Below are 16561 nucleotides of genomic sequence, written 5' to 3'. Positions count from 1 at the left end.
ATTATGCGCGGAGAGCCCAGTGCCGACCACGCGACAAGTCCAGACTTTCTTTGTTTTGGTATGATTTTTTTAACAGAAATTTAACATTTCACAAAAATGTTTTTCGGAACTCTGTAGGGGTTAGTCCAGTATGCTTTTTGAAGGCGATGCTAAAATAATTCGTATCCGCAAATCCCACGAGTTCCGCCACCTCCGCCACCTTGCGCTTCGGGTCCAGCAGCAGCTCGCGGGCACGCTCAAAGCGGGCGCGGGTCTGGTAATCCGCAAAGCTTTCCCCCGTAACCTGCTTGAAACGGACGCTCAAATATTTGGGGCTCATATTCATGTAAGCCGCAAGACTGTTCAGACCGCCGTCCTCCTGCAGATGCTCGCGAATCCATTGCCTGGCCTGTTGAAATTTGCGCGGAATCCCTTGCTCGCGTGTTTCCCGGATATGGCGGGCCATCCGGATAAAATAACGAAACACATAGTCGATCATCTCGGGTCCATGCCGTAAGCGCGACAGCTCCAGCAGCGGGTCCTGCTCCTGCGCCGTCCCCTGACGAACCGATGCGTCGCTGTGAACGACACGCATGACGAGCAGCATCAACTGAGTGAGGATCATCTTCACCTGCTTCACAGGCAGCCCGGCCAATTGCAGCGACCATTCCTGTAAAATCGCATGCACAGCAGCATCATTGCCGGCCCGCAGCTCCGTAATCATCAGCAGCTCCTTCTCCAGCAAACCGCTGTTGTCCAATGCATGGGTCTGAATGCTTGCAAAAGGGATGATCTGGTTATAGCCGACCCAGGCCCGGTGCTCCGCAGCCAACACAGCCTCCTCATACGCTTCCGGGAGCTGCTCCAGCCGCTGCACCGGGCGGCTGATCCCGATGGAGACCGCCTGGCTCAGCCGCTGCTGTACCGCCTGCCGGATTTGCTGCGCCGTCCGCTCCGCCGCGCGGCCGGATGCAGCCAACAGCAGCACGATACACCGATTCCGGGACACCGCGGCTCCGTATGTCTTTACGCCAGCTTCAGCAGTGATGTCGCCCCAAGCCAGTCCGGTGAAGCTAGAACCGCTGTGATTTTTGCCGTCATGCAGCTCACCTGCAGAAGCCGCTGCCTCCTGAGACGGTTCCTCCAGCTCGCAGCAAAGTACGATATAAGGCAGACTGCCGGTCTCGCCGAAGAAATTCAGCCTCTCCATCTCGCCAATCACCTCCTCCGCAGGACGCCGCTGCTGCAGCAGATCCAGCAGCAGATGCTCCCTATACCATGGCTCAGATGAGCGCTGGCGGTAAATGGCTTCCTCTCGCCCTCTGCGTGATTCGGCAATCCGCTCCCCGGCCCTTCTCAAGGCTGCTTCAAATTCCTCCCTCGTCACGGGCTTGAGCAGATAGTCGGTCGCCTGCAGCGACAGTGCCTGGCGAATATAGGGCACGGATTCGTAGCCTGTCAGAAATAACAGAGGTGTCTGCTTGTCCTGTTCCCGAATCGCCTGAGCCACCTCCAGCCCGCTTGCATCCGGCAAATGAATATCCAGCAAAATCATGTCCGGTCGCCGCTCCGCATACAAGCGTAATGCGGTCTCACCGTCACCCGCCATGGCGCTGACTTTTATGGACAGCCCGCTTTGTGCCACCATGCGCTTGAGCCCTTCCCGAATATGGTACTCGTCGTCCACAATCAGCAGCCGGTACATGCCATCCTCTCCTCTCTTTATTCAGATCGAATCGGCACGAGCAGAGTCACCGAGGTATAATGCCCCGGCTCGCTCGTCACAGACAATCCATACTGTGGACCATAATGCCGCAAACGCTCATGTACATTGCGCAGCCCAAAACCCAGGGTACTGCCCTGCCCGGATTCAAGGGATTTCCTGATCTTCTCCAGACGTTCTGCGGCCATCCCGTGCCCATCATCACTGACCGTTAATCGTAATGCCCCCCCTTCCTTTGTACCGGATAACATGATATACCCGGGATCGGTACGGCCTTTGAAAGCGTGGTAAATGGCATTTTCTACAAGCGGCTGCAAAATGAGCTTGGGGACGTAAAAGCCGCAGATTTCTTCCTCCACTTCGCAAATCCATGCAAACGAATTGTGAAACCTGAACTGCTGCACCTTCACATAGGCGCTTACATGCTCCACCTCCTGGCCCAAGACGATTTCCTCCCGTCCGTAGCTTAAAGAGATGCGAAAGCATTTGCCAAAAGCTCCGATGACCTCCGCCATATCCCCTTCTCCCTTCGCGAGCGCCATGCCTTTGAGCGACTCCAGCGTGTTGTACAAAAAATGCGGGTTAATCTGCGCCTGCAGCGCCCGGAACTCCGCCTGCTTGCGGGACAGCATAGCTTCGTACACTTGCCCGTACAACTCATGATTTTTTTGCAGCATATGCAGATAGCGCTCCCCGATCTGTCCTACTTCGTCCTTTGGATTAAAAACCATCGGAGCGGGGGGCCTCGGGACGGAGGGGTCTATGGCGCTTATCCCCCCATCCGCCGCCATTAATCGCCTGAGCTGCAGCAAAGGACGGTAAATGGTATCACTCATGCGATAAGAGAGAAACCAGCCCAGTGCCAGCGCAATCCAGAACGTCCAGATGGTCCAGACGCCCACCTTGCGCGCATCCTCAAACAGCACGGAGGCATCGACGGTTTGCAGCAGCGTCCATTGTCCTTCATTTAACGGACCATAGGAAATCATCGTTTGCCGCCCGTTCCATGTCCTCCAATCCTTGGCGAGCTCAGGCCGGTCAACAGCGGATTCTGAAATCTGCCGCAAAAGCTGCCGGTCAGCCGCTCCTTGCTCCGGCAAGCCGTACACGGCTTCACCCTCCCGATCCAGCACCCACATCTGCATATTGCTGTCTGCTTCATGGAAAGAAAGTCCCCGGAACAAGCTCTCCTTGTCCATTTCCAGCAGCAGAAATCCGAGTGGTGCATAATCTCCGGTCGTTTTTCGCAGCAGCTTGCCGACATAGATGCGATCCTCCGGCAGCCTGCGCCCTGATGCGAACGGTGAATGAGTCATCCATATCATGGGCTGCTCCGTGAGCAGGCGGCGATACAATTCGTGGGCTTCATTTAATGTAGGAATACCGCCAAAACGGACCGACACATTTCCCTGATAGAGAAAATGCCTCGGTCCGCCATTGGCGGCATAAATAAGCGAGGATATGATATACGGCTTGCTCTGGGTCTGCGCCCGGACAACCATGCTAAGCGTTTCATCATTCCGCAAGTAGGCATAGTCGTCCTCCGGTTTGCTGTCCAGCGTAACCTGCACATCAGGATTGCTGAGAATGGCATTGGTCAGATCGTTCAAATCGGAAAGGGTCGAATTCACATAATTCACACTCATTTTCCAGGATTGCATAGCCAGCGCCTCCGACTTCTCGCCAAGGGAATGAGCCGCGATCCGGGAAAAAGTAAACGTCAGCACTGCCATCGGAACGACGGTAAGCACCAGTGTCAGGACAATAATCTTCCCGCGAATTGTGGGAACTCCGGTGAACCTGATACGACCCTTTTCCCCCATACATCCTCCTCCTTACACATCGTGAAAGTCATGTTCTAAAATACAAGGATACCCGCCGCCACGCTTTCCTTTGCGGGAAAAGAGTGACGACGGGCAACGTTAATAACAGCTATTTAATATTTCCTCTCCCCATCAGGGATTTCCTGCTGACTTGCCGGAACTGATGGGCGAAATCGGCAAATCAGATGTCACCGGGGGAACCGGGGCTGCCAAATTCGGCTGGCTATCCGGGCTTTCCATCTGAACCTCTGCCCCCGCTTCAATAACGGTTACCCTCGCTATGGCCTGCAACAGGGTGCCCTCTACCGTACCCTTCACTTCAAATGACCCGGGAGCAGCGTAGAGTGCAGGGTCTATATCCTCCCATTGCACGTCCACCCATTTGCTGGAGCCTTCTCCTTCTCCATACGTAGCCTCCACCACGCTCGGGAGCTCCGGCTTGATACCCGCAGATGTCGTTACACTTACTTCCTTCAGAGCCGTGATATCTCCCATCGGCAGCAGGCTCTGTGCGGTCGCGGTGGCCAGATTCAGCACCTCGGCTGCACTCAAAGCACGGCTGTAGATGCGGAAATCATCCACCAGACCGTTGAGATACGGGTCAGGGTATTGAGATTTGCCGATATAGTTGTTCTTGGTCTGACCCAGACTGGTCGGATTCAAGGTCAGGCTGGTATTACGCCCTACTTCCCGGCCGTCCACGTACAAAATTCCTGTGGAGCCGTTCAGCGTGACTGCAACATGCTTCCATACCCCTGTCGGCAGCACAGGGCCGGTGATCGTTTGTTCCTGCCCTGCCCCGTTGCCATTGACCGTAATAGCAAACAGCATCCGGTTCCCGGCTTTGGGGGTCAGGAACATGTATTCATTCGTCCCGGAGCCGAAATCAAAAATCCGCATATAATCACTGAGGCTATTCGCCTTAACCCAACCGGATACGGTCAATTGCTGCGCCCGGCTCACGATGCCCGCCGGAAGCTGCACATAGCTGTCCGTGCCGTTCAGGCTGACGGCATTGCCTTTGATCCCCTGAGCCCATGCAGCCGTTCCCTTCACAGCAGCATTATTGCCGCTGCCCGAGGAATCCGCAGCTACTGTGCCGCTCGTTTCATCAAGCTTGTATAGCGCAAGCTGCTCAGGCAGCGGTGCCGCTGGCTCTACCACCACGCTGACAATGTCTTCTGCAGACAGTAAAGAGTCGCTGGCGGTCAGCTTGAACTGATACGTTCCTGGCGCGGATACGTTCACCTTTGTGCGCAGCGATGTTTTGCCGGCGAAGGTGACATTCGCCCCCTGCGGAGCATCAACAAGACTCCACTCGCTGGTCACCTTGCCTTGCGGGAGCCCGTCATCCTCAGCCGTTCCTTTCAGAACGATCGGATCAGGCAGCTTTACTGTGACATCCTGGCCGGCATTGACGGCCGGAGCCTGGTTCGGGTCCGGTGTAGTCGGTGTCAGCTCTACCGTGTAGGAAGCAGCCGTACCGATCTCCAATTTAAGCTTGTTGACTGGCGCATATGCGTTAAATTTTCCTTTCGCTTGACCATTCACCTTTACCAGGTACGTGCCTTTCTCCAAGCCCTCAAAGGTAACATACGTGGTGTGAGCTTGACCTGTTTGATTCTTCAACTGGAACCATACATAGTCCTTGGATGCGGACAGCTTGGCTTCGGTAAATTGATCCTTGCTCAGCTCCATGTACAGCTTCTCCGTAATCAGATTGATCCGCTTGTACAATCCATCCAGCGGCTTGATCGTATAGATATCACCGCTTTCGCTCACCTCTGCACCGTAACCTGTCAATCCAAAAATCGGATCAACCGCGACATCTGCGCTCAGCGTGTGCAGCGCACCGAACAAGCCAAGGTCCGCCTCGCCGCTCATGCCGCGCCAGCCATTCAAGAGCGGAATATTTCTGCCGCCGCCGGTGCCGTTCGTTCCGTTATTGCCCTTTTCCGCCTGATACGTCCAGGCAACCGCCCCGATGTTCGCAGGGTCTGAGCTGATTTGTCCGGAGTTAATCGCTCCGACGTTGGCAATCTTGGCCGCATAGGACAAACGCTGCTGTTCCTCACGGCGATTGCTCTCATGGTAGCGGATCCAGTCATCCATCGCGTAACCTGCCAGCGAGGTCGTATACTGGAAGTTAAACCAGTTCTCCCCGGTAATCGTGACCGGATCGGCGTAATAGTACCATACAGGCATATGCCCGCGTGACGCCCGTGTTTTGGCATTGATTTTGCCCATCATTTCCAGCGACTTGCTTTCCTCTTCACCGGCATTCGCTTTCATTTTAGCCAACGTATAGACTGCCTCTTCGCCTGTATTATCGTAGCTGTATTCAGAGCCGTAAGGATATTTCGTATTTTTGAAATTGTTAAATTTGCGGTCCATTTTTTCCTTGAGATCACTCGCCTCATCCACGAATCCCTCTTCTTCAAGCGCCTGAATAATATCCGGTGTGGTCAGCTCGCCCATCAGACCTGTTTCCCAGTTGTACGCGACCGGCCCTTCATACAAGGCTTTGAAGATGTTATACGCCCGCAGCAAATACGTTTCCTTCGGATGCTTGTAAGTCACAAGATTCGGGTACTCCTTCGCAATCTTGTACATGCTGAAATAGGTATTGTATACGTGCGGATATGCATATCCGCGATAGGTCGGTGTGTCGTTGGGCTCCGGCATCAGGAAATCATGAATCAAATAATCCTCATGATGCCCATTCATCAGATTCGTCCAGATGGCCGTCTCCAGATAATCATCCACCGCCTGCACTTCCCTGGCGACCGGAGTCAGCACATTTTTCTCGGCCAGGAACTGTCCGTGGGTCAGACCCCAATCATCCCCCCAGCCCCAATAGCCATTGAAAACATTGCGCTTCGACTTGGTATGCATCATCCAATCGTCAAATACCTTGTCGCGCAGATCCCCCGGCACATTCCACTGCGTCTTCTCGACCATAAAGGTAGCGTGCCGCTGCAGGGCCTGATCCACCGGCTCGATGGCGTAGAACTGTAACACCGTTTTGCTGCCATTTCCATATTCCACGGTAATATTGTTCGGCCCCAGCTTGGTGAGCTGCAGCTCATAAATGTTATGCCCGCCAGCCTTGCTTTCCTTCACCGGAATGACGGTTCCATCCGGGTAAGTCACCTTGTTAATCGTCTGCTTGGTGCGCAGGTCCACCTTAGCCTTCTGATTCGTAGGCACAATCATGCCCGACACCACGGTCACATCCAGCAAATTTTCCTCGTACAGCTTCTCTTTCATGTCTTGTTCGTCCTTTACCGCCAGAAACTTGAAGCCATAATTGCGGTTTTCAGCGGGATTCAGGGTCAGGCTCGTGTTGGGCAAATACCCACGGTTGGTAGACTTGATGACATTGGAATGAATATAAAAAACATTCAGCCCCTCGATCCATTTGCCTTCATTTGCCGGATTCCAGGCCCACTTGCTGCCCGGATGCTCCTCGTCCCGCCAACGATCCTGGTATTCAAAACCTGCGCTTGTCGCGGCATCCGGAATCATCAGCAGGGAAGAGCCAATACCGCTGGGACGCCCGGCTGTAATATAGGAGCCGTTATTGCCAACAAAGGAATGGGTCACCACTCTCGTTTCATAAATCGCGTCACCATAGGTCCACTGCTCATTGAAAGGCAGCGGCAAGCCAAAATCGCCAATTTCCAACTTTTTGCCACTCGTATTCTGCACCTCGATATTCCACCGCACCGAACCATCCGGCTCCGCCGAATAGGTCTCAATCACTTTAAAATTGCGTATGCCTTCCGCATTGCCCGAATTCTCATACGTGACGGTGACACGATTGCCACTGTTCGTGATCTTGCGCACGTCTGCCGACTTGTTCGTCGATGCCTTGGCCCAACTGCCTCCATCCAGTCTGTACGTGAACATCAGCTCACCCAGCCATTGATGATCTGCGGTGTTCTGCTCCGGGGATACCGTGGCGTTCATTACGTATTCTGTCGGAAAAGCGTCTCCCTTGATACGAATGGATGAAATTTCGCCATGCTGGCCGGTCTGAATGGTCAGCTTGTCATTGGCCAGCTCATAGGCCGCCGCCGTTTGCGTCTTCAACCACATGGATGCAGCGGTTAAAGCTAAAAAGGCTGTCAGGATCATCTTGAATTTCATCTGTACCGCCCCCTTCCTGAATTGAAGTTCCTGCCTGGACTACCCATCGCCTGAAGATTGATCATAACGCCGCAACCTCCTTTATTGAGAATGTAAGCGCTTCACAATCATTGTACAAAGCTTGGCCTATGTGGAGAATAAACAGTTTCAACCGGTTTATGCAGAATTTCAACCTCTATCAACTTCTTCTTGCCATTAAATCCTGTTGAATGGATGCCTCATTCATTTCAAATCTCTTATAGAAAAACATAGGAATGATGCCCACCAGGAAAATGATAAACGGCAGCCAGATAAAGCTGAACTGAATGCCGGACAACGCGGCAGGCGTTTGCACGCCACCGGCAATATAGCCTGTCCGATCCATCACCCACGCTGGCAATAATCCGCCAATTCCGCTGCCCGCTTTGATACAGAAGGCGCTTCCTATAGAGGTCAGAAATCCGCTGGCCCGGATGCCATTTTTCCACTCCCCGTAATCTACCGTATCGGACAACATCGCAAATGGCATGGAACATGCAAAACCGGACCCCAATGCCCCTATGATCCAACCTGTGATAATCAGGGTCAGATTCGCGCTTCCCGTTAAAATCACAACTTGTCCCAATGCAGCCAGAATCAACCCGATGATCATGATCTTATGTTTACCCATTTTCACAGCAAACAACGGAATCAACACCATCGAGATTAACTGTAAAGAGGTTAAACCATTGATGAAGGGCACCAATTCCTTACTGTTCAGATTGTACTGCAAATAGTAGACAAGCGTTGATGAACGAATATTCAGACCAATCCAGTAGCACAGGTTGGCGGTGACAACAAGTATCCAGGGCCAGTTACGTTTGACTGCGGCAAAGCTTTTGGCAATGGGAACGGGTTTGGCTTTAACGGCCGTATGTTCTCGCAAGTTGGTAAAAGCGATGAAAAACATGATGACAGCCATTACACCAAATAAAGAGAGCGTGAACGTGAATCCTTTTTGATCATTGCCTTGTCCAAAGAGCGTTACCAGTGGCAGTGTAAACGTCGTAGCTATGAAAAAGCCCACATTGCCCCCGACCATACGGAAAGAGTTCAGGACAACACGCTCATTGGAATCGGTGCTCAGATTCGGCAAAATGGATGTAATCGGCGTACTGATTCCCGTATACAAAATACCTGCAATGATGTAAGTAGCAGCAGCGTAGGCGATTTTTGCTGTACCGCTCAAATCGGGAGTCGTAAACGTCAGGACCATGAATACGGCAAACGGGATCGCTAACCATAGAAAATAAGGTCGGCTCTGGCCGTATTTTGATTTGGTGCGGTCAATCAGGATGCCCCAAAGCGGGGCATCGATAGCGTCGAGCAAACGGGTAATAAACAGCAGCGTTCCGGCTATTCCCATGGAAAGCCCAAAAACATCTGTATAAAAATACAGCAGATAGCTAGAAATGACGCAGTATAACAAATTGCCAGCCGTATCGGTCAATGAATAACTGATTTTGCGATGGAAAGGAACTGCTCCTGCAGCTTTTCTGGCCGGTTCCGTACTCTCAATTCTTGTACTCATGGTACTTCATCTCCTCATACGACTGAATTATGATTCATAGATCCACACACGCATTTCCCCTTTAGTCCGGTTGCACCAGGCGTAATATGGGATGGCCGTGATCGTCTGAGGAATCCATTCCTGCGACTCGGAGCTGTATAATGCGGCAGTACTTTTTACCCGGTAACCCCCTGCGATCAACTTGGCAACTCCACCCAGCAGGCTTGCATCGAACTCCTCCCTGATCAGGCTGCACTTAGGCAATCTTAGCCCTGCCAGGTTGGGCCCGTTATCCACTTCCTCCAGGCAGTACACGACCGGACCGCGCTGAAGAGCTACCTGCTGCTGATTCATGGATACTAGCGGATGGCTCCGCATGCGTTCCACAGGCATAGCCAAATGCAGAGTAACCACATCCCCATCCTCCCAGGTGCGCTGAAGCACAACATAACCTTTATCCAGGTGATCTAATGAAACGGATTCCCCGTTCACCTCTGCTTGCTTGCACCAACCCGGGATTCGAAATGCCCAGTTAAAGGAAGCTGGCTTTGTCGTATGAACAGAAAAGCTCAAGTCCGCATCCCATGGATAATGGTGAGTTTGTGTGATTTCAACCTCTTGCCCGGATAAAACCAGGCTCGCCTTGCCTGCGATATATAAGTGTGTATACAGGGTGTCCTCCGTCTGGGTGTACACATGATCTTCGACCGACGCGATCATTCGGGCCAGATTGGGTGGGCAGCAGGCGCAGAAGAACCATTTTTGCCGCTCTGTCTTGACATGCTCCTGATCTTTTCTGGAGACTTGGAAAGGATTGACCTCCAGCGGATTGACGTAAAAGAAACGTTTGCCGTCCAGATCCATTCCACTGATCGTTCCATTGTACAACGCCCGTTCCAGCACATCGGCATATTTCCGGTCAGGTGTTAAGCGCAGCATCCGATTAGCCCAGAAGACCAGCCCCACCGAGGCGCAGGTTTCGCAGTACATGCTGTCGTTGGGGAGATCATAACTGGAGGTAAAAGCCTCCCCATTCACGGCAGAGCCGACCCCGCCGGTAATGTACATTTTATGATTGGTCACATCTTCCCAAAGGGTTTCGCAGCTCTTCAGCAGGGAAGCATCTCCCGTCGCCGCCGCCAAGTCCGCCATCGCAATATACAGATACATCGCTCTGACCGCATGGCCGACAGCCTCCGTTTGCTCACGAACCGGCCGGTGCGCCTGCTGGTATTCGAAGCCCAGGCCAAAATTGATATAGTTATCATCATTCCAGGTAGGCGCTGTCTGAATATGCTTTCTCTTTTCCTGTTCCTCTATAAAATAAATGGATTTCTGCCCGCGCTGTTCAATAAAATATCGGGCCAGCATAAGATATTGATCCTTTCCGGTTACACCGTATAATTTGATCAAGGCCAGCTCAATTTCTTCATGCCCCGGATAGCCTTTTAACTTACCGTCCTCTGTGCCAAACGTCTGCTGAATAAGTGATACATATTTCTCCATGATGTGCAGGAGCTTGGTCTTGCCTGTCGTTTCGTAGTAAGCCACAGCCGCTTCTATAAAATGCCCTGCACAGTACAGCTCATGATTGTCTCTTAGATTAGTCCAGCGATTGGCGGGCTCCTTCAACAGATAGTAAGTATTCAGATATCCGTCTTCAGCCTGGGCTCTTCCCAGCAGATCAATCACTTCATCCGCCTGTGCCTCAAGCGCCGGATTCGGATGATCTCTCAGACTAAAGGCCACCGTCTCCAGCCATTTGGCAATATCACTGTCCTGGAATACGGTTCCATAATATTCACCGCTTGATTCCCCGGCAGCAATTTTAAAGTTTTCAATGGCATGGCTTGGTTCTGCATCCGGCAATTCATCATTCAATGCTTTCCATTGATAAGGAATGACCTCTTCCGCTACCACCTGCTTGTACTTTTTCCAAAATGAATCCTCCACGATGACACCCTTGACTGGCTTTGCTGTTTTCATTGAACCAACATTCCCTCCTTGATAATAGAACGCTTTCATTTTCCGTGAAATCACGATAAAGTAAACATCATACCGACCAGATTAACCTGAGCTCTCCTTGCACAGTGCTTATTTTATCAACCTGAATCCCTTAAAAAAACCGCCATCTTTAACTAAAACTTATACGATTTCACACTTGCCTGCATTTTGCGAATGGCAATTGGCTTGCGATTCCGACTGTAAATATGCACTCATAAAGGAGCTGGCTATCATGAGCAAAACGGACTTTCTATCCTTTCTTGTTCCTCCGCTTCCTTATTTCATTGAGGGGAATTTTACGACATACCAAAAAGGGGATTGGCATCCGAACCGTTATAACCTGGGTTATTTTGACGTGATTATCATCAAGGAAGGAATGCTGCACATCGGGGAGGAGGATCAGGTGTGGCGGGTTACTGAAAATTTCGCTTTAATTCTAGAGCCGGACAAGCACCATTTTCCCATTGAGGCCTGTACAGAACAAACCTCCTTTTACTGGTTCCACTTTCAAACCAACAGCACCTGGTGCGCACAAGTCTTACCCAACTTCATTACACCCAGCGCGCCCATTCCGGAGCTGCATTTTCATTCAGAGCATACGACCATTCATTTGCCCAAATTCCAAAAAGTGGTCAATCCGCAAGAGCTGTTTGCCAAATTGGACTATTTGTTAGCCTCCACTTTAAAGCCCAGAAAGCTGGCGCTTTGGGAGACTCAACAAACTTTTGTTAATATTTTCAGCAGCCTGGAGTATGATCAAAGCAGCAAAAACAGCTCTGCCAAGCTGGCAGAGCAGATCGAAATCTATTTAAAGCAAAATTACAAAAACACGGTCACCAATAAAGATTTGGAGGCCCATTTTCACGTGCACCAAAACTATCTGGCCCGCTGCATGAAAGCCGCCTTCCAGCGTACACCGCTTGAATATTTAATGGATTACCGGCTCGAGCAGAGTCGCAATCTTTTGCTGCAAACCGACTTGCCCATTCAACAAATTACAGAAGAAACCGGGTTCTCCCAGGCCAGCTATTTCTCCAGATGCTTCAAGGAAAAATTCGGGGTGTCACCGAAAAATTACAGACAGCAGTATTGGAGGCCAAGCCACTAGCAGGATAAACAAGGGATGGGCTCGCCTCGAATGATCGATATTTCCGGTGCATTTCTTTGCTAACGGATGTCACCGAGCCTATTCGGCCGAGAAAAACAAGGTTTCTTTCCTAACGGTTGTGCGCGCGCTTATTTAGGCGAAACAAGCCCCTGACCTGCGGAAAAACGGGAGATAAGCTCGCTGGCAACCGTTGCATTTTGTAACCACCCCGTTTTCACCCAAATAGCGCCGCTCACAACCATTAGAATTTTCGCGCTGTAAATTCCATGTTACTACCACCGATTCCTTATGTTAAATGTCTTTAACAGATAAGAGACTCTCTCTGTCCATTGTCCCTCTGAGTCTGCCAGAACTGCGGTCCAGCCCAGCTCTTTGGCCGGTACCAGATTCTTCTCCTGATCATCCACATAGATCATTTTACGGCCTCCTCCCACCCGACTGTGAAACTGGTCAAATGCTTGTATATCCGGCTTCTTAATGCCCGCCTCTTCCGAAATTACAATCACATCGAAGCTACTGCGTTTTTTTCTTTATACCCGTCCTCATCCAATTCGATTATCCTTTTGACCAGCCCTTCCCTGGACGTTATATGCTGAAAATATGTATCGGCAAAAGAGCGGGCAAAGTTGGTAAACGTGGTCGTACGCTCCACAAGCGTATTGTCCAGATCAAATATGACAGCTTTAATGGTAACCATAATTGCCTCCTGACCGTTTCAAGTATGAATCAATCTTTCAGTGCCGCTTTACCGCTGAATACGATTTTGCCCCCTATACTCCGTTGGAGAAAGGCCCGCCCATCTGCGAAAAAGCTTGGAAAAATACAGCGCATCCTTAAATCCGACCGCGGAAGCCACTTGTTCTACCGTCAGCGTTCCTTCGAGCAGCGTCTTTGCCTGCTCCAGCCGAACCTGCATCAAATACTGCTTGGGAGAACGCCCTGTTTTCTGCTTAAAAGCCTTGGAAAGGTGTGCACGGTGATAGCCCAGGCTTTGGGCCATGCCTTCAATGGTTATGGGCTGATGATACTGCAGCGTAATCCAGCGGATTGCTTGCTCGACCTGACGGTCTATATCAGACAGATCGTCCCGCCCGAGCGGGATACGTTTCCCCTCTTTGCCCAGACGATGGAGCAGCAGCCGCAGCCAGCCGGACGCCTCCAAATCCTGCAGCCGTGGTTCGCTGGAATCCTCAAAGCAGCGCCGGATACGCCGGTACAAGCTGACTAATCCGCGGATTGAGGTTTTATGTATGACCGGATGCCGGGGAGTCAGACCCATATCCTCCATTACATCGTGTGCCGCCTCCCCTTGAAACGCCGTCCAGATATAATGCCAGGGCTGACTGGCACTCGCTTCATAGCTGAACAGAACACCCGGGAAAATGATAAAGGTATCCCCTTCCCGGCAAATGAGAGACTGTCCGCCGCACTCAAACACACCCTCTCCGCTTAATACCGTATGCATCAAATAGTAGCCGTGGACAGCCGGGCCAATTTTGTGGGCAGGGTAAGGCTTGCCTTCCCCGCTGAACAGCACAGCCAGACTTCTGTCCCGTGGAGACAGGTTGATGCCAACGGTAAACTCCTCGTGATCCATAGCGCCCCCCTCCTGTTCCATCTGCTTATGCAACAAAAGTCCATATGCTTCTTGTATTCTTCCATACTCATCACCGGGGACTTTCTCTATATTATAGCTTGAGCAGAGCAGCTTGGGAGCGCTTTACCTCAACAAAAAAACAGTTGCGCATACCTTTTAAGAGGAGGAAACAAGCATGGCCAAAATTACATTTCTCGGAGCAGGCAGTACCGTATTTGCCAAAAATGTACTGGGTGACTGCATGCATACCCCTGCCCTGCAGGGCTTTGAGCTTGCTTTATTTGATATCGATCCGCAGCGGCTCGCCGATTCAGAGCGTATGCTTAACAATTTGAAGCGCAGCAGCAGCAGCACCTGCATTATAAAATCATACTCCAATCGCAAAGAGGCGCTGCGCGGGGCCAAATATGTTGTCAACGCCATCCAGGTAGGAGGTTATGACCCCTGCACGATTACCGACTTTGAGGTTCCGAAGAAGTACGGCCTGCGGCAGACGATTGCCGATACCGTCGGAATCGGCGGAATCTTCCGTAATCTGCGCACCATCCCGGTTATGCTGGATTTTGCGGCCGATATGCGCGAGGTCTGTCCAAACGCGCTGTTCCTAAACTACACCAACCCGATGGCGGTGCTGACCCAGGTCATGATTACCCAGGGCGGTGTAAATACAGTCGGCCTCTGCCACAGCGTGCAATCCTGCATTCCGGATCTGTTCAGAGATCTGGAGCTGGACCCCACCGGCGTCCAGTCCAAAATCGCCGGCATCAATCATATGGCATGGCTGCTGGAGGTAACGAAGGACGGGAAGGACCTGTACCCGGAAATCAAGCGGCGGGCGGCCGAGAAGCAGAAGGAACAGCATCATGATAGGGTGCGTTACGAAATGCTGCTGAAGTTCGGCTATTATAATACCGAGTCCTCCGAGCATACGGCTGAGTATCATCCATATTTTATTAAGCAACGTTACCCTGAACTGATCGAAAAATTGAATATTCCGCTGGATGAATACCCACGCCGCTGTGTGAATCAGATCAAGCGCTGGACGGAAATGCGTGAGGAAATAGTTAATAATGCGGACTTGGAGCATGCGCGCTCGCGCGAATATGCGTCTTACATTCTTGAAGCGATTGAGACTGGTACTCCTTTCAAAATCGGGGGTAACGTACTGAACACGGGCCTGATCCCAAATCTGCCGCGAGAGGCCTGTGTGGAAGTACCGTGCCTTGTCGACAAAAGCGGTGTAACTCCAACCTATGTCGGAGACCTCCCGCCGCAGCTGGCCGCTCTTAACCGTACGAATATCAACACCCAACTGCTGACGATTGAAGCTGCGGTTACGGGCAAAAAGGAGCATATCTATCATGCGGCCATGCTGGACCCTCATACAGCGGCTGAGCTTTCCCTGGATGATATCGTTGCTCTCTGTGACGACCTGATTGAGGCGCACGACGACTGGCTGCCCGAGTTTCACTAATCTACCTGTAAAAAAGAGGCTGGCCGCATTGCGGCCAGCCTCAACTTTTTTCAGACAGCAAGCTTCAACTTTTTCAGACAAGAAGCCTGCTACTGTACGCTTGTTCTTATTGCTGGTTCAAAATTTTGATCATGGCGTTGATGATGCCTTCATGAGAGCATTCATGTGTATTGCTTAAATGGATAAGTTCGCCAATTGTCTCTGCTTGTCCAAGGTTATCCTTCTTGGCTACAGGTTCATCCAGTATTCCTGCAAAGGTATCGCGGAGACGGGACGGCTGCTCATTTAACAGCTGCATAAGCTCTTCCCAGGACGGCGGTTCTCCGATCCAATCTGCCGGCTTCGTCCCCGGCCAAAAGAAAACGGTATAGCTTTCCGGAAGCGGAATCGGCTTACCCGCAATGCCATAGATGATCCCGTCCGCAAGGGTAACGACATGACCAAGCTGCCAGTGGATACTGTTGTTAAAGCCCTGCGGAACCACGTTTCGCTTGGCTTCCGGAAGCGTCTCCAGTTGCTTCAGTAATCTCTGGCGGGTGCGGTCCATTAAATGAAAAGCGTAGACGTCAGACATTCGTTTTCTCCTCCTGTTCACGTTAGAAATTGTTCAACTTCTCAAGAAGTAATCACTGCATTCCACCTTCATTATTCGCGTTTCATTCCTGTATTCAATGCTCTGGAGCATCATTGAAACTCCGCCCCTTGGTTGATTCAGAATAATGTTGCTATCAGGAATAATTCTACACACGATGGATCACACTATAGAGCAACAAATTTCCATTAGACCTTGTCCAAATGACCCAGGGACATGCAAGCAGAACTTTTGATAAAATACGCTAAGCTAAAGTTGAAGTAATTATAAGGGGGTGTCCAAGCAGCCATTTAAGGCTGTTGGTACACCCTTCTTTTTTATGCAAAATAATGCCCTTCTTCGAGATCAGCGATCAGTCCGGGCTGCATCGGTTTCCAGCCCAGAAGCTCCCGTGTTGCCAGACTCTCCTGCGCAGTGTTGAACGCGCCTGCGATGTCGAATGCCGCAATGGGCCCAAGAAAGCCGAAATGGGCAGTTGCTTCTTCAGCTGTGATGCTGACCGCCGGCACGTTCAATTGCCGCCCGATGACCTCGGCGATCTCGCGGAACGGAATGCCTACTTCACCGACGCCAAGCAGCCG

Annotated in this window: 11 protein-coding genes and 1 pseudogene; 2 read left to right on the top strand and 10 right to left on the bottom strand. The window is 51.4% G+C overall.

What is annotated here, in order from left to right; genetic code table 11:
* Positions 1-88: 88 nt before the first annotated feature.
* From ACE41H_RS13930 to ACE41H_RS13910, 5 genes are all read right to left on the bottom strand, one after another.
* Positions 89-1684: a response regulator gene (locus ACE41H_RS13930; protein WP_375355882.1), complete on the bottom strand. Its 1596-nt coding sequence runs from the start codon at positions 1682-1684 to the stop codon at positions 89-91.
* A gap of 17 nt (positions 1685-1701) precedes the next feature.
* Complete coding sequence (locus ACE41H_RS13925) at positions 1702-3525, bottom strand: cache domain-containing sensor histidine kinase (RefSeq protein ID WP_375355881.1); 1824 nt, start codon at positions 3523-3525, stop codon at positions 1702-1704.
* 132 nt (positions 3526-3657) lie between these two features.
* Positions 3658-7677, bottom strand: coding sequence for a DUF5695 domain-containing protein (locus ACE41H_RS13920; protein ID WP_375355879.1), 4020 nt, complete (start codon positions 7675-7677; stop codon positions 3658-3660).
* 178 nt (positions 7678-7855) lie between these two features.
* Positions 7856-9226 (bottom strand): glycoside-pentoside-hexuronide (GPH):cation symporter, encoded by a 1371-nt coding sequence (locus ACE41H_RS13915; RefSeq protein WP_375355878.1) that lies wholly within the window; start codon positions 9224-9226, stop codon positions 7856-7858.
* Positions 9227-9253: 27 nt separating this feature from the next.
* Positions 9254-11191, bottom strand: coding sequence for a glycoside hydrolase family 127 protein (locus tag ACE41H_RS13910; protein WP_375355876.1), 1938 nt, complete (start codon positions 11189-11191; stop codon positions 9254-9256).
* Positions 11192-11441: 250 nt separating this feature from the next.
* Between ACE41H_RS13910 and ACE41H_RS13905 the strand changes: the two genes are divergently transcribed.
* Positions 11442-12317, top strand: coding sequence for a helix-turn-helix transcriptional regulator (locus ACE41H_RS13905; RefSeq protein ID WP_375355875.1), 876 nt, complete (start codon positions 11442-11444; stop codon positions 12315-12317).
* Positions 12318-12589: 272 nt separating this feature from the next.
* On the opposite strand, the gene ACE41H_RS13900 is transcribed toward ACE41H_RS13905, so the two are convergent.
* From ACE41H_RS13900 to ACE41H_RS13890, 3 genes are all read right to left on the bottom strand, one after another.
* Positions 12590-12733, bottom strand: a complete 144-nt coding sequence (locus tag ACE41H_RS13900) for a hypothetical protein (protein WP_375355874.1) — start codon at positions 12731-12733, stop codon at positions 12590-12592.
* Positions 12734-12819: 86 nt separating this feature from the next.
* Positions 12820-13014: an HAD family hydrolase gene (locus tag ACE41H_RS13895; RefSeq protein WP_375355873.1), complete on the bottom strand. Its 195-nt coding sequence runs from the start codon at positions 13012-13014 to the stop codon at positions 12820-12822.
* 48 nt (positions 13015-13062) lie between these two features.
* The gene (locus tag ACE41H_RS13890; protein WP_375355872.1) at positions 13063-13914 is read right to left on the bottom strand and encodes an AraC family transcriptional regulator; all 852 of its coding nucleotides are present in this window, start codon (positions 13912-13914) and stop codon (positions 13063-13065) included.
* A gap of 175 nt (positions 13915-14089) precedes the next feature.
* On the opposite strand from ACE41H_RS13890, the gene ACE41H_RS13885 reads away from it, so the two are divergent.
* Entirely contained in the window at positions 14090-15388 is a 1299-nt protein-coding gene (locus tag ACE41H_RS13885) for an alpha-glucosidase/alpha-galactosidase (protein WP_375355870.1), read from the top strand.
* A 106-nt stretch (positions 15389-15494) separates the two neighbouring features.
* Here the strand turns inward: ACE41H_RS13885 and ACE41H_RS13880 are convergent, their stop codons facing one another.
* Both ACE41H_RS13880 and ACE41H_RS13875 read right to left on the bottom strand, forming a co-directional pair.
* Positions 15495-15962, bottom strand: a complete 468-nt coding sequence (locus tag ACE41H_RS13880) for a DinB family protein (RefSeq protein WP_375355868.1) — start codon at positions 15960-15962, stop codon at positions 15495-15497.
* A 335-nt stretch (positions 15963-16297) separates the two neighbouring features.
* Positions 16298-16561, bottom strand: a pseudogene (locus ACE41H_RS13875) (3-beta hydroxysteroid dehydrogenase); the annotation flags it as partial.

Origin of the sequence: Paenibacillus enshidis (genome assembly GCF_042136365.1) — a bacterium.
Lineage (GTDB): Bacteria > Bacillota > Bacilli > Paenibacillales > Paenibacillaceae > Paenibacillus > Paenibacillus enshidis.
This window is presented reverse-complemented; position numbering and strand designations above follow the sequence as displayed.

What these genes read in the sequence shown, in the direction of transcription:
- ACE41H_RS13930 (WP_375355882.1), bottom strand. Translation starts at nt 1,684, where the DNA reads ATGTACCGGCTGCTGATTGTGGACGACGAGTACCATATTCGGGAAGGG.
- ACE41H_RS13925 (WP_375355881.1), bottom strand. Translation starts at nt 3,525, where the DNA reads ATGGGGGAAAAGGGTCGTATCAGGTTCACCGGAGTTCCCACAATTCGC.
- ACE41H_RS13920 (WP_375355879.1), bottom strand. Translation starts at nt 7,677, where the DNA reads ATGAAATTCAAGATGATCCTGACAGCCTTTTTAGCTTTAACCGCTGCA.
- ACE41H_RS13915 (WP_375355878.1), bottom strand. Translation starts at nt 9,226, where the DNA reads ATGAGTACAAGAATTGAGAGTACGGAACCGGCCAGAAAAGCTGCAGGA.
- ACE41H_RS13910 (WP_375355876.1), bottom strand. Translation starts at nt 11,191, where the DNA reads ATGAAAACAGCAAAGCCAGTCAAGGGTGTCATCGTGGAGGATTCATTT.
- ACE41H_RS13905 (WP_375355875.1), top strand. Translation starts at nt 11,442, where the DNA reads ATGAGCAAAACGGACTTTCTATCCTTTCTTGTTCCTCCGCTTCCTTAT.
- ACE41H_RS13900 (WP_375355874.1), bottom strand. Translation starts at nt 12,733, where the DNA reads ATGATCTATGTGGATGATCAGGAGAAGAATCTGGTACCGGCCAAAGAG.
- ACE41H_RS13895 (WP_375355873.1), bottom strand. Translation starts at nt 13,014, where the DNA reads ATGGTTACCATTAAAGCTGTCATATTTGATCTGGACAATACGCTTGTG.
- ACE41H_RS13890 (WP_375355872.1), bottom strand. Translation starts at nt 13,914, where the DNA reads ATGGATCACGAGGAGTTTACCGTTGGCATCAACCTGTCTCCACGGGAC.
- ACE41H_RS13885 (WP_375355870.1), top strand. Translation starts at nt 14,090, where the DNA reads ATGGCCAAAATTACATTTCTCGGAGCAGGCAGTACCGTATTTGCCAAA.
- ACE41H_RS13880 (WP_375355868.1), bottom strand. Translation starts at nt 15,962, where the DNA reads ATGTCTGACGTCTACGCTTTTCATTTAATGGACCGCACCCGCCAGAGA.